We start from the raw sequence: 13,341 nt of genomic DNA, 5'->3' as shown, positions 1-13,341 counted from the left end.
GCCCGTCATGGACTTCAGCAGACGAGGGCTACTGGGCGCGGGTGCGGCCGCGGCGGCGATCCTGGCGGGCGCTCCGGCGGCGGCCGCCGCTTCGGGCACTTCGCGGATGACGCTGCGGTGGTGGGGGAACAACGGCTGGGAGATCCGCGTGCCGGGCTCGGCCGGCACGAAGACGATCCTCATCGACCCGTGGCTGACGCGGTTCAAGACCGGCACGTACACCCCGGCGGGCGCGGACCCGAAGACGCCGCTGTCGGTGAACAAGCCGCTGATCGACGGCTACCTCGACCGCGGCGAGCTGCGTGCGGACCACATCCTGGTGACGCACGGCCACTACGACCACCTCACGGACGTCCCCTACCTGGCCAAACGCACCGGAGCGACGGTGATCGGCACCGAGACCCATTTGAGTCTCATGGCAGCATTGGGCGCCCCGGAGGACCAGCTGTCGATCGCGAGCGGCGGCGAGGACCTGACGTTCGACGGCTACTCGATCCGGATCCTGAGGTCGTTGCACTCGGCAACGGGCGAGCGCGCGCGAGTGCCGTTCCCGGGGTCGCGCCCGCTGTCCCGCCGCGACCGCCCGCGCGTGATCGAGGACCTGGTGGAGGGCGGCACGCTGGCGTACGCGGTCACCGGCGGCGGAGCGAGCGTCGTGAACTTCGGCGGCTCGAACTACATCGAATCCGAGCTGGCGGCTCTCCGCCCGGACGCCGTGTGCGTACCGGTCGGCGGCGCGAAGGTGACGCAATACGTGCCGAGGCTGCTGCGCACGCTGGGCAACCCACGCTTGGTAGCGGCGACCCACTGGGACGACTTCGACCTGCCGCTGGGACAGGCGCACGACCCCAACGGCGGGTTGGAGGTGCTGCGCAAAGCGGTGGCGGCGGCTTCGCCGGGGAGCGAGTTCGTGGTGCTGGACCACCTGGGTTCATTCACGCCGTAGCGGCTTGTCCACAGCCCCACCGTGTTGTGGAAAACGAAACCGCCCGGCAGCTTGCCGGGCGGTTTCGTCGGTGCCCGCCGATACACTGGGACCGGGGACGCCCCCCAGGGAAGGGCGGGGGCGTTTTCCGGCCCGGCGAGGCTCAGCCGCTCTTGCGGCGGAAGGTCCTCTTGTTGGCCGCGGGCCCGTGGGCGTGCTGGTTCTTGCCGCCGCCGTTCTCGTGGGACGCTCCCGAGCGGGCGTGCGCCTGCTTGCGCTCCAGCGCCTCCCGGAACTTGCGCTTGACGTCGTCCTCCTCGCCGCTGGGCGACGGATTCGGTTCACTCATGCTTACCTCCGGAACTGACGACGTGTGACCGCTCCAGCCTGGCATCAGACAAACCGCTTGGCGAGTCGATTACGTCACGTCATCAGCGTTTGGGGGACGGCACCCCGCCGAACTGCACCGACTGGCGGGTCAGCGGGCGGCCACAGTGGTCGCACAGCAGCATCGGCCGCAGGCGGTTGCCGCATTCGACGTGGTGGAGCGTGATGTCCGGCTCCTGGCCCGCCACCTCGAAGCCGCGCGACCACTCCGCGATGAACGCCAGCGCCGGGAAGAACGCCAGCCCCTTCGCCGTCATCCGGTAGTCGCGGGCGTCCGTGCGCGTGGCGGCGGTGCCGGTGCGCAGGACACCCACCTCCACCAGCTTGCTCAGCCGCGCCGACAGCACGCTCGGCCCGATGCCCAGCTCCCGCTCGAACTCCGAGAAGTGCCGGCAGCCGAGCAGTGCGGACACCAGGAGCCCCGTCGACCAGCGGTCGCCCAGCAGCTCCATCGTGTCGGGGAAGAACATCATCGGGTCGCCGGCCAGGGATTCCGCGTCCTTGCGGCGGAAGCGCTTGGACGCCGTCGCGGCCGCCACGCCGGTGGTGTCGAGCCGGGTGGCCCGGACGTCGCGCGCGTCGACCCGGCGGCCGCAGGCCCCGCAGCCGAGGGGCGCTGATGTAGCCAGTTCGCAGTCGAGGTGGATCAGCGTCGGCAGCACCTCGCGGCGGCCCTCGACCCACTCCCGCTCCCAGGCCCAGATCGAAATCAGCAGCGGCCACAGCTCCAGGCCGCGCTCGGTGAGCCGGTATTCGTGCCGCGTGCGCCGCGCGTCGCGGTACGGCACGCGCGTGAGCATGCCCGCCTCCACCATGTCCCGTAGACGCCCGGACAACGCCGTCGGCGAGATGCCCAGTCGTAGCCGCAGCTCTTCGTAGCGTCTGAAGCGCAGGAACAGGCTCTGCAGGATGAGCAAGGTCCACTGGTCGCCGACCAGTTCGAGTGCTCTCCGGAGCGGATCCCCCGCGGGCCGGATGCGCTGTGCGGTCGCCTCGGTCACCGTCTATCCCCCTGTTCCACGAACGGCCTCAGCGTACACCTGACTACACCTAAAGAAGCCTATTGACACCTGACTACACAAATCATAGTCTCATCCTCATCAGCCAGCGCGGTGAGCCCGACGACCAGGGAGCAGCCCGATGACCAGCACCTCCGAACAGCCGCTGATGGTGGCCCGGACGGCGGACACCGGCGAGGCCAACCCCTACCTGCTCGGCGTCTACGCCCCGGTCAGCACCGAGATCGACGCGGAAGACCTGCAGGTCATCGGCGAGATCCCGAAGGACCTCAACGGCGTCTACCTGCGCAACGGCCCCAACCCGCGGTTCGCCCCCGAAGGCCGCTACCACTGGTTCGACGGCGACGGCATGATCCACGCCGTCCACCTGGAGAACGGCAAGGCGCGCTACCGCAACCGCTGGGTCCGCACGAAGGCCTTCGAGGCCGAGTCCGAGGCCGGCAAGGGCCTCTGGACCGGCGTCATGGAGAACCCGGCGGACAACCCGTTCGGCAACACCCACGGCCTGGGCCTCAAGGACAACGCCAACACCGACGTCGTCTTCCACCGTGGCCGGATCCTCGCGACCTGGTACCTGTGCGGCTCGCCGTACGGCGTCGACCCGCTCTCGCTGGAGACCCTCGGCGCCGAAGACTTCCTCGGCACGCTGGTCGGCGACATGATGGCCCACCCCAAGGTGGACGAGGCCACCGGCGAGCTGTTCTGGTTCGACTACGGCCCGCGCCCGCCGTACCTGCGCTACGGCGTGATCAGCGCGGACGGCAAGGTCGTGACCACCACCGAGATCGAGCTGCCCGGCCCGCGCCTGCCGCACGACATGGCCATCACCGAGCACTACGCCGTGCTGATGGACCTGCCGCTGGTCCAGGACGTGCAGGCGGCGAAACAGGGGCGGCACAAGCTCCACTTCGACCGCTCGATGCCGAGCCGCTTCGGCGTCATGCCACGCTACGGGGACGGTAGCCAGATCAGGTGGTTCGAAGCGAGCCCGTGCTACATCTACCACGTCGTCAACGCCTGGGAAGAGGGCGAGGAAGTCATCCTCGACGTCTGCCGCGTGCAGAAGCCGGCGCCCCGGCCCGACGCGCACACGCCGCTCGCGAAGATGCTCTCCTACCTGCGCCTCGACGCCCAGCTGCACCGCTACCGCTTCAACCTGCGGACCGGCGTGTGCCGCGAGGCCCCGCTCGACGACGCCAACACCGAGTTCCCGACCGTCGACTCCCGTGGGGTCGGCACGCGGAACCGGTACTCCTACGCGGTGCACATCTCGCCTGAGTCGACGCTGAAGTTCGACGGGCTCGTGCGCTACGACAATCTTGCCGGCTCCAAGACCGAATACCGGTTCGGTCCCGGCCGGTGGGGCAGTGAGGCCCCGTTCGCACCCCGCGACGGAGCAGCCGCCGATTCGGCGGACGGTTATCTGGTGACGTTCGTGCAGGACGAGCGTGAGGGACGCTCGGAACTGGACATCTTCGACGCCGCCGAGCTCGCTGCCGGACCCGTGGCCAGGGTCCTGTTGCCCCAGCGGGTTCCGCTCGGTTTTCACGCGACCTGGGTCCGGGCGGACCAGCTGGAAAACCTCCGTTCATGAGATGCCATCGAGAGGGTCGCGCCCGGGACTTCCGGACGCGGGGATGGTGGAGTGCGGAGACGATCGACCGGCTCGTGAAGGAGCGGGTCAGTGCCGACCCGGAGGGTCTCGCGCTGGTCGATCCACCGAACACCACCGCACTGGTCGGACGCGACCCGGTGCGGTGGACCTGGAACCGGCTCGACGAACGCGTCGACGTCCTGGCCGCGTTCCTGCTCGCCAGAGGGGTGCGAGCAGGCGACGTAGTGGCCGTGCAGTTGCCGAACTGCTCGGCCCTGGTGCAGGCGTTCCTCGCGATCGTGCGGATCGGTGCCGTGGTCACCCCGTTCCCGGTGTCCTACCGGGAGTACGAGATGGGTCCGATGTGCCGGCGCACCGGGGCTGTCGCGGTGGTGACCGCATCCAGATACGGCGAGCACGAGCTCGCCGGGGCGGCCCTTGGGCTAATCGGCGCTTCGGCGCCGTCGGTCCGGTTCGTCGTCGCCCGGGGGGACGACGAACCGGCCGGCGCCCTGGCCTGGCCCGAAGATCCACTGTCCGAAGCGGACCGCTCCACTTTGGACGCCTATCTGTCCGAACTCGACACCGACGTGAACGACTGCGTGACGATCTGCTGGACGTCCGGCACCGAAGCCGAGCCGAAAGCGGTTCCACGCTGTCACGGCGACTGGCTCGCGACGGCCGCGGGCTGCGCGCAGGCGGCCGGCCTGACGTCCGAAGACGTCTTGCTGTCGCCGTTCCCCATGACGAACATGGCCGGCATCGGCGGGATGTTCCTGCCGTGGCTGCTGACCGGTGCGGTCTTCGTCCCGCACCACCCGTTCGACCTGCCGGTGTTCCTGGGGCAGCTCGCCGCCGAACGCGTGACGTACACGCTCGCGCCGCCGGCGTTGCTGACCATGTTGCTGCACAACGAAAAGATCCTGTCCGGAGTGGACATTTCCGCGCTGCGGAAGATCGGCTCCGGCTCGGCGCCGCTCTCGCCGTGGCTCGTGCGCACCTGGGCCGAGCGGTACGGCATCGACATCATCAACTTCTTCGGCTCCAACGAAGGCACCGCGCTGCTGTCCGGCCCGATCGACATCCCGGACCCGGAGCAGCGCGCGAGCTACTTCCCGAACTACGCTTCCGATGTCACGTGGTCGACGCCCGTCGCCGGCTGGACGTCGGTGCGGTTGCACGACCCGGTCACCGGCGAGCACGTGACCGGACCCGGGCGCCCGGGTGAGCTGCACATCGCCGGGCCGACGGTGTTCGCCGGCTATTTGACGTCGGTGGGCGAGCCGCTGGACACGTCGTCCTTCGACGAGGACGGGCACTTCCGCACCGGCGACGTCTTCGAGATCGCCGGCGAGCGCGGGGAGTTCCTCAAGTACGTCGACCGGATGAAGGACCTGGTCATCCGCGGCGGGATGAACATCTCGCCCGCCGAGGTCGAGGGCCTGCTGGCCGCGCATCCGGACGTCGCCGACGTCGGTGTCATCGGCGTGCCCGACGACGTCATGGGGGAGCGGGTGTGCGCGGTCGTCGTGCCCGGGGCGCGGAAGCCGTCGCTCGACGAGCTGGTCGCGTACCTGCGCGAGAAGAAGGTGGCCGCGTTCAAGCTGCCGGAACGGCTCGAGTACACCGACGCCTTGCCCCGCAACCCGGTGGGGAAGATCCTGAAGCGGCAGCTGCGGGAAAGTCTGGAGTGAGGCCATGACCGTGTTCGTGCTGGGCGGGGCGCAGACCGACTTCGCGCGCAACTACGCGAAGGAGGGGCGCGGGATCCTCGAGCTGTTCGCCGAGGTCGTCCCGGCCGCCCTCGCGGACGCCGGTGTCACGGCCGAAGACGTCGGCGTCGCGCACGTCGGCAACCTCGCGGCGGAGCTGTTCACCGGGCAAGCGCAGCTGGGCGGGCTGCTCGTCGCGGCCGTCCCGGAGCTGGACGGGGTGCCGTCGACCCGGCACGAAGCCGCGTGCGCGTCCGGCAGCACCGCCGTCCTCGCCGCGTGCGCCGACATCGAGGCGGGCCGCTACGACGTGGCGCTGGTCGTCGGGGTCGAGCTGATGCGCAACGTCGACGGGCAGCGGGCCGCCGAGCACCTCGGGTCCGCCGCGTGGGCCGGGCACGAAGCCGTCGCCGCGAAGTTCCCGTGGCCCGCGCTTTTCGCCGACGTCGCTTCGGTGTACGACTCGCGATACGGGCTCGACCCGGAGCATCTCGGGCAGTTCGCGTCGCACGCTTTCGACCGCGCGGCAACGAATCCACTCGCCCAGGCCCGCGACTGGCGCTTCCCTCCGGGAGCCTTCGGGGCCGACGACGACCTCAACCCGGTGATCGAGGGAAGCCTGCGCAAGCAGGACTGCGGCCGGATCACCGACGGCGCCGCGGCGGTTCTGCTGGCCTCGCCCGCGTTCGCCGAGCGGCTCGGCGGCGGCTTCCCGCGCATCGCCGGCTTCGGCCACCGCACCTCCCACATCGGCCTCCGGGAGAAACTGTCCGCGGACGGCGAGTACCTGTTCCCGCACCTGCGCGGCGCCGTCACCGACGCGTACGAGCGCGCGGGCGTGGCCGGGCCGGACGCGCTCGACGTCGTCGAGCTGCACGACTGCTTCACGATCACCGGGCTGGTCGCGCTGGAGCACCTCGGCGTCGCGCCGCCCGGCGACGGCGGCAAGTTCATCGCCGACGGTGGCCTCGACACGGCCGGGATCAACCCGGGCGGCGGCCTGCTCGGCCTAGGCCACCCGGTCGGCGCGACCGGCGTCCGGATGCTGCATGACGTCGCCCGGCAGGTGACCGGCAAGGCGGGCGAGACGCAGGTCGACGGCGCGCGGACGGCGTTGACGCTGAACATCGGCGGCTCGTTCACCACGGTCGTCACGATGGTGGTCACCGCATGAGGCTTTCGGTGTCGCTGGGGCTTTGGCAGGACCGTCCGCCGGAGGAGGCCCTCGAAACCGCGCGCGCCGCCGAGGCCGCCGGGTACGAAGAGCTGTGGATCGGCGAGATGGCGACGTGGGACGCGTTCGCCTTGGGGACCGCGATCGGTGCGGCGACTTCGTCCCTTTCGCTGACCTTCGGGCCGCTGGCGGTGACCGTGCGGGACCCGGCGACGATCGCGATGGGCGTGGCGTCGGTCGCGGCGCTGACCGGGCGGACGACCGGCGTCGCGCTCGGCACGTCCAGCGACGTCGTGGTGCGGGGGTGGCACGGCCGGTCCCGCTCGCGCGCGGCCACGGCGCTGGAGGAGTCGGCGATCGCCGTGCGGCAGCTGGTTTCCGGCGATAAGTCCACTGTGGACGGATCGGTGGTGGGTTCTCAGGGGTACCGGTTGCGGTTGGCCGCGCCGAAATCGCCGTTGACGATCGCGGCGTTCGGGCCGCGCGCGCTCGACGTCGCCGCGCGGCACGCCGACCGGATGGTGGTCAACCTGGTCAGCCCGGCCGCGGCGGCGACGCTGGTGCGTGGGCTGCGGGAAGCGGCCGCGCGGGCGGGTGTAGTGCCACCGCCGGTCGCTGCGTGGGTGGTCGGCGCGGTGGATCCCGGGCCGGCGTCGCTCGAACAACTGCGTCGCGGCGTGGTCGGGTACCTGGCGGCGCCGGGCTACGGCGAGATGTTCCGCGCGGCGGGGTTCGGGGAGCTCGTCGACTTCGCGCGCACGCGTCCGCACCCGCGTGAGCTGCTGGCCGCGGTGCCGGCGTCGGCGATCGCCGTGGTGGGGTTGCTGGGGTCCCGCGAGGAGGTCGCCGCGAAGGCCGCCGAGTACGCGGAAGCCGGGATCGACGAGCTGGCGATCGTGCCCGCGACCAGCGACGACGACCCCGGCGGCGCGAAAACCCTGGAAGCGTGTCGATCCGCGATCCTCCCGTTCGACGCGTAGGCATGACGGAACCCACGCACACCAAGAACCTCGACCGGACCGGGTCCGCGGCGCTGCCGTGGAGCAGGGCGCGCGACCTCCTCGCGACCCAGACCCCGCACGAAAACCTGACGTTCTTCGTCGGCACCGTCCGCCCCGACGGCCGCCCGCACGCGGCCGGCGTCGGAGCCATCTGGGTGGACGACGCGCTGTACTTCGTGAGCGGGCCGGGCACCCGCCGGGCCCGCAACCTGGCGGCGAACCCGGCGTGCAGCGTGTCGGTGCGCCTGAACGGCCTGGACCTGACGATGGAGGGCGAGGCCCACCGCGTCGCGGACACCGCCACCCTGGATCGGGTGGCGGCGGTCTACGGCGAGGGCGGCTGGCCCGCGACGGTGGAAAACGGCGGGTTCAACGCGCCGTTCATGGCACCGGGCGCCGGCCCCGCGCCCTGGCACCTGTACCGGCTCGCACTGCACCGGGCGGTGGGCATCGCCAGCGCTGAGCCGCACGGCGCCAGCCGCTGGGACTTCAGCCACTGACCACGGCGTCCGGGCGCCGGTCGGGGGGACCGGCGCCCGGACTTCAGCCGCCGATCGCCGCGAGCACGGCCGCTGGTCACTGCAGCCGCACCCCGTGCCGCCCGGCGCTGGCCGGGTCTCAGTCGCTGATCGCCGCGGTTGCGGGCCGGCCGCTGCGGCGTGCCCGGCTTGAGCTGCTTACCGCAGCCGCGTTTCGTGGCGCCGGCCGCGACCGGACGGCGCCACCTCGCGCGGTGCTGCCCGGTCTCAGCCGCTGATCGCCGCGGCGCGCCCGGCTCGAGCTGCCTGCCGCAGCCGCATTCCGCCGCGCCGGCCGCGATCGTGCGCCACCTCGCGCGGTGCTGCCCGGCCTCAGCCGCCGATCGCCGCCGTCACCAGCGCCCCGATGTGGCGCATCCCGGTGGCGTTGGGGTGCAACGGGGCCGCGACCGACGTCGGGATCACGCTCTCGAACCACTTCACGCCGGGCAGCTTGCAGACGTCGTGCCCGATGGACGCCGTCCGGACGTCGACGTACCGCGCGTTGTGCGCCGCCGCCTGGCGGGCCAGGGCCGCGTTCGTCTTGTCGACGCTGCCCTGGATGTAGTTCGCGTCGCGCGGGGTCAGCGGCGCGACCGGCCAGCACCCGTTGTGCGGCAGGTAGGTGCCGTACCCGGCGACGAAAACGGCCGCGTTCGGTGCGTGCGCATGGATCGCGTCCAGCAGGGCGCCCCACGTCGGCTCGAACGCCGCGATCTTCTCGGCCAGCTGGTCGTGCCCGCCGGCGGTGTAGCGGTCGACGCAGTCCGGGTTGATGCCGGGCAGCAGGTTGATGCAGCTGGTCGCGGCGCCGACCAGGCCGACGTCGTTGCCGCCGATGGTCAGCGTCACGGTCTTCGTGCTCGCGCCGAGCGCGTCCAGCTGCGGCGGGACCGCGCCGGTCTCCGTCGACTGCGGCGCGTACATGTCCGCGGTCGTCGCGCCTGAACACGTGACGTCCTTCAGCGGGGTGCCGAGCTGCTTCGCGGCGACGTGCGGGTAGTTCGCGAGCGACCGGAGGCAGCCCGGGGACGAGAGGTCCGGGGGCAGGATCAGCGGGCCGGCCGCGGCCGAGTCCCCGAGTGCCACGTACTCGCCTGCGGTGCTCGCTTCGGCCGTACCCGCCGTCGTCGCGAGAGCCGCGACCAAGATCGTGATGAACGCCGTTGTCCTCACTCGCACGCCGTCCTCCTTGACGTTGTGCCGATGATTGGTCTCCGTGACACCATCGGCACCGACGGTGCCCGGATTGACTGGGAATCCGGGCAGAGAACGAGGGGATCGGTTGTGACGGAGCACAAAACCGGCGGCGACCTGGCCCTCGGCGGGCAGCGCGTCCACGAGCGGCTCACCCAGGAGGAGCCGGAGCTGATCGCGCGGGTGCTGACGCGCATCCAGGAGGACGTCGCGGACTACCGGCGGCTGCCGGTGGAGGAGCTCGCCGGCGACATCGCGCGGATCACCCGGCAGGCGGTGCGCGCGTTCGCCCGGAGCCTGCGCGAAGACCGGCAGCTCAACGACGCCGAGCTGCGGCAGATCGGCGCGTCCGCGGTGCGCCGCGCGGAGGAGGGCTTCCCGCTGGAGGCCGTGCTGACCGCGTACCACGTCGGCGCGCGGGAAATCTTCGCCGTCGGCTCGGCCGACGCGGGCAGCGCGGACGTCGCCGACCTCCTCGACGTCGCGGATCGGGTGCTGGCGTTCGTCGGCACCGTCACCGGCGCGGTCACGCGGGGCTACCTGGAGGAGCTGCGCACGAAGGTCGGGCAGGAGCACACCGCGCGTCGCACGCTGCTTTCGGTGCTGGCCGACGGCGGCCCGGTCGACGTCGTCGCCCGCAGTGCCGGGATCACGCTGCCCGCGCGGTACCTGGTGCTGAGCGTCGAACTGGGGCCGCACGCCGACGAGGCGTCCCCGGGCGTCGACGCCGACATCGCGATCCGCCGGAAGCTGCGGCGGTTCCTGGCGGCGTTCGAACAGTCTTGCGGCGACGGCGTTTTGGCGTCGCTGGACGGCCCGGGCGGGCTGGTGCTGCTGCCGTTGGCCGGGCGGCTGTCGACGGTCTCGGAGTGGGGCACGCTGCTGGAGACGGCCGGGCGCGCGGCGGGCGTCGACGTGCTGGCGGCGGCCGACACCGCGACGCCGCCGGAGGTCCGGCTCGTGGCCGGGCGGACCAGCGAGGTGCTGGACGTGCTCCGGTGGTTCGGGCGCCCGCCGGGGCTGTACCGCCTCGACGACGTCCTGATGGAGTACCAGCTGACCCGTCCGGGCGAGGCCCGCGACCGGCTCGCGGCGGTGCTGGCGCCGTTGGACGCGCACCCGGAGCTGGTCGAGACGCTGTCGACGTACCTGGAGCTGGACACGAACCGCCGCCGCACGGCGGCCCGCCTGCACGTCCACCCGAACACGGTCGACTACCGCTTGCGCCGCGTCCGCGACCTGACGGACATCGACCCGCTCCATCCCGCCGGTCTGCCGCGCATCATCGCGGCTTTGGCGGCGCGCAGGGCTTCGCCCCCGCGCACGGTTTGACGTGTCGACCCTCAGACACGCGTGTCGACCGTTCACTCACGCGAGATGCTCTTCCGACCACGCGAGTCCGGTGTGTCGGAACGGCGAACTCGCGTGCCTGGACGGACGACACGCGTGCTTGGACGGACGACACGTGTGTCTGGAGGGTCGACACGGCCGGCGGGCCTCCCGATCCCGCCGGCTGGAGGCCGGACCCGAGGCCGGACCGGCCGGAGGCCGGAACCGGGTCAGCTCGCCGTGGTCATCGCCTGGGAAGCCGGGACCTCGGCCGGACGGCGCGGAGCCGGGATCCGGACCGGCACCGAAGCGCGGGAGATGAGCCGCGCGAAGGAGCCGAAGGCGACGAGCGCGGCGAAGGCCAAGGCGGCGAGACCGGCCGCCGCGGAGAAGGCGAGTTCGCCGGCCCGGCCGAGCACGAACCCCGAGTCCAGTGCCCACGCCACCGCCGCGACCCCGATCGCGGCGGTGGCCGTACTCCAGAACGCCGTCAGCAGCACCACCGCGCCCAGCGTGACCAGCGCGTACCACGGATGTGCCGTCGCCCCGCACAGTTCTGCCAGTAGCACCGCGACCACCGCCGTCGCACAGCCGAACGGGAACCCGAAGCCACCACTCATGCCGTCCAGCGAACCCCGCGGCAAGCCGGGGAACCCGGGCCCGGACGCGTTCCGTACGCCCGGACCCCGGGTTCTTGACGCCTTATTGACCTGCCAGGCCGGCGATCGCCGCGGTCAGCGTCGGCCAGACCGCGTGCGGCAGGTTGTGGCCCATGCCCGGGATCACCAGCAGCTCCGCGCCCGGGATCGCCTCCGCCGTCGCCTTGCCGCCGCTGACGTCGATCAGCGGGTCGGCGTCGCCGTGCACCACCAACGCCGGCAGCCGCACCGAACGCAGGCCCGCCGTCCGGTCGCCCGAAGCCAGGATCGCCGCCGCGTGGCGCAGCGTGCCCACCGGGTGGCGGGCGCGGTCGTAGTGCAGCGTCGCCTTGGCCAGCAGGAACGCCGGGTCGTCCGGGTAGCCGGGTGACCCGAGCCGCCGGTAGCCGTCGACGCTGTCGGCCAGCGCCTGCTCGCGCGTCGACGCCGGTAGCCGCGTCAGCAGCGCCAGTGCCCACGGTTCGGCCCGCCCGACCGCCGGGTCGCCGGTGGTCGACATGATCGAGGTGACCGACAGCAGCCGGTCCGGGTGGTCGATCGCCAGCTGCTGCACGATCATCCCGCCCATCGACGCGCCGACGACGTGCGCGCGGTCGATGCCGAGAGCGTCGAACAGCCCGACGGCGTCGTCCGCGAGGTCCGAAAGCAGGTACGGCGCCGTCGAAAGGTCGCCGCCCGCCAGCGCGGCCAGATCCGGCGCGGGCAGCTCGTCGAGCCAGGTGGAGAGCCCGACGTCCCGGTTGTCGTAGCGCACCACGAAGAACCCGCGGCCGGCCAGCAGCTCGCAGAAACCGTCCTCCCAGGTGATCATCTGGGCGCCGAGGCCCATCACCAGTACCAGCGGCGGATCGCCCGGATCGCCGAAAGTGTCGTATTCGAGCTCGAGACCGTTGGCCTGTGCGCGTGCCATGTCCCGATCCTGCCGTACCCGTGCGGAGCTGGCACCGGTCCCACCCGTGCGGTTACCGTTACCCCCCATGCCGACCTCATCCTCGGGTACCGGACAGCGCCCCCGGTCGCGGGCCGCGGCGGGGCTCCCGGCCCTCACGGCCGACCGGATCATCAGCGCGGCGACGACGCTCACCGGCGAACGTGGCCTCGACAACTGGACGCTGCGGGAGCTCGCCCGCGCGGTCGAGGCCTATCCCGCGGTGATCTACCACCACGTCGGCGACCGGGACGCGGTGGTCAACGCCGTCGTCGACCGGGTGGTCGGCCTGCTGGAGCTGCCCGAAGCGCACCTGCCGTGGCAGGACTGGTTCACCGAGCTGCTGGCCAACCTGCGCGCGGTGCTGCGGGCCTACCCGGGCTGCGCGCGGCGCCTCGCGTTGTTCGGCCCGTCCGTCAAGGCGGCCACGCGCAGCATCGACGCCGGTGTCGGCGTGCTGCTCCGGGCCGGCTTCGGCCGCGAGAGCCCGATGGCCTACAACCTGCTGCTGATGACCGCGTGCCAGTTCGTCGCGATGGAGGACGACCGCGACGGCGCACTCGCGCTGCGGATCGACAACACCGAGGAGTACGCGACCTACCGCGAGCGGGCCGACCTGCCCGGGATGGCCGAGCTCGGCTCGGCGATGCACGACCTGATGGGCGATCCCGACCTCGCCGCGGGGTACTACGCCCAGGTGTACGACTACGCGGTCCAGCGCTGTCTCGACGGCCTCGCCCACCGGCTCGGGCAACTGCGCGAATCGGACGGCCCAGCGGACGACAAGGGTTGACAGCGACTTGACAGCGCTCCGGCGTACCGTGAGCGTGCGTCGGCGGTCCGCCGCCGACCCGGAGCCCCTGGCGCCCTCCTCCCCCTCGTGGCGCCGGGGGCTTCG

The 13,341-nt window shown here is 72.0% G+C and carries 13 protein-coding genes; 8 read left to right on the top strand and 5 right to left on the bottom strand.

Going from position 1 to position 13,341, the window contains the following annotated elements:
- The first annotated feature begins 7 nt into the window (after positions 1-7).
- Positions 8-946 carry an MBL fold metallo-hydrolase gene (locus ACZ7PG_RS21620; protein ID WP_470240886.1) on the top strand — a complete coding sequence of 313 codons (939 nt, stop codon included), beginning with the start codon at positions 8-10 and terminating at the stop codon, positions 944-946.
- 142 nt (positions 947-1,088) lie between these two features.
- Here ACZ7PG_RS21620 and ACZ7PG_RS21615 read toward each other — a convergent pair whose 3' ends face one another.
- A complete protein-coding gene (locus ACZ7PG_RS21615) occupies positions 1,089-1,274 on the bottom strand; it encodes a DUF5302 domain-containing protein (protein WP_004559232.1) in 186 nt (61 codons plus the stop codon).
- Positions 1,275-1,356: 82 nt separating this feature from the next.
- Entirely contained in the window at positions 1,357-2,313 is a 957-nt protein-coding gene (locus tag ACZ7PG_RS21610) for a winged helix-turn-helix transcriptional regulator (RefSeq protein ID WP_470240885.1), read from the bottom strand.
- Positions 2,314-2,452: 139 nt separating this feature from the next.
- Between ACZ7PG_RS21610 and ACZ7PG_RS21605 the strand changes: the two genes are divergently transcribed.
- The 5 genes from ACZ7PG_RS21605 (at position 2,453) to ACZ7PG_RS21585 (ending at position 8,312) form a co-directional block, all read left to right on the top strand.
- Positions 2,453-3,925, top strand: a complete 1,473-nt coding sequence (locus tag ACZ7PG_RS21605) for a carotenoid oxygenase family protein (protein ID WP_470240884.1) — start codon at positions 2,453-2,455, stop codon at positions 3,923-3,925.
- 74 nt (positions 3,926-3,999) lie between these two features.
- Positions 4,000-5,619: a class I adenylate-forming enzyme family protein gene (locus ACZ7PG_RS21600; RefSeq protein ID WP_470240883.1), complete on the top strand. Its 1,620-nt coding sequence runs from the start codon at positions 4,000-4,002 to the stop codon at positions 5,617-5,619.
- Positions 5,620-5,623: 4 nt separating this feature from the next.
- A complete protein-coding gene (locus ACZ7PG_RS21595) occupies positions 5,624-6,811 on the top strand; it encodes an acetyl-CoA acetyltransferase (protein ID WP_470240882.1) in 1,188 nt (395 codons plus the stop codon).
- Positions 6,808-7,791 (top strand): LLM class F420-dependent oxidoreductase, encoded by a 984-nt coding sequence (locus tag ACZ7PG_RS21590; RefSeq protein ID WP_470240881.1) that lies wholly within the window; start codon positions 6,808-6,810, stop codon positions 7,789-7,791. The genes ACZ7PG_RS21595 and ACZ7PG_RS21590 overlap by 4 nt, the downstream gene beginning before the upstream one ends.
- Before the next feature lie 2 nt (positions 7,792-7,793).
- Positions 7,794-8,312, top strand: a complete 519-nt coding sequence (locus ACZ7PG_RS21585; RefSeq protein ID WP_470240880.1) for a pyridoxamine 5'-phosphate oxidase family protein — start codon at positions 7,794-7,796, stop codon at positions 8,310-8,312.
- A 351-nt stretch (positions 8,313-8,663) separates the two neighbouring features.
- Here ACZ7PG_RS21585 and ACZ7PG_RS21580 read toward each other — a convergent pair whose 3' ends face one another.
- Entirely contained in the window at positions 8,664-9,506 is an 843-nt protein-coding gene (locus ACZ7PG_RS21580) for an SGNH/GDSL hydrolase family protein (RefSeq protein ID WP_470242368.1), read from the bottom strand.
- Between the two features lie 111 nt (positions 9,507-9,617).
- Between ACZ7PG_RS21580 and ACZ7PG_RS21575 the strand changes: the two genes are divergently transcribed.
- A complete protein-coding gene (locus ACZ7PG_RS21575) occupies positions 9,618-10,859 on the top strand; it encodes a PucR family transcriptional regulator (RefSeq protein ID WP_470240879.1) in 1,242 nt (413 codons plus the stop codon).
- Between the two features lie 227 nt (positions 10,860-11,086).
- Here ACZ7PG_RS21575 and ACZ7PG_RS21570 read toward each other — a convergent pair whose 3' ends face one another.
- Together ACZ7PG_RS21570 and ACZ7PG_RS21565 are read right to left on the bottom strand one after the other, a co-directional pair.
- On the bottom strand, positions 11,087-11,476 hold the full coding sequence (locus tag ACZ7PG_RS21570; RefSeq protein WP_470240878.1) for a hypothetical protein: 390 nt from the start codon (positions 11,474-11,476) through the stop codon (positions 11,087-11,089).
- An 82-nt stretch (positions 11,477-11,558) separates the two neighbouring features.
- Positions 11,559-12,425 carry an alpha/beta fold hydrolase gene (locus ACZ7PG_RS21565; protein WP_470240877.1) on the bottom strand — a complete coding sequence of 289 codons (867 nt, stop codon included), beginning with the start codon at positions 12,423-12,425 and terminating at the stop codon, positions 11,559-11,561.
- A 67-nt stretch (positions 12,426-12,492) separates the two neighbouring features.
- On the opposite strand from ACZ7PG_RS21565, the gene ACZ7PG_RS21560 reads away from it, so the two are divergent.
- Entirely contained in the window at positions 12,493-13,236 is a 744-nt protein-coding gene (locus ACZ7PG_RS21560; protein ID WP_470240876.1) for a TetR/AcrR family transcriptional regulator, read from the top strand.
- Positions 13,237-13,341: the final 105 nt, after the last annotated feature.

It is taken from the genome of Amycolatopsis sp. NPDC114504, from assembly GCF_055633595.1.
The sequence above is the reverse complement of the archived record's forward strand: the minus strand, read 5'-3'. Positions and strand labels throughout refer to the sequence as shown.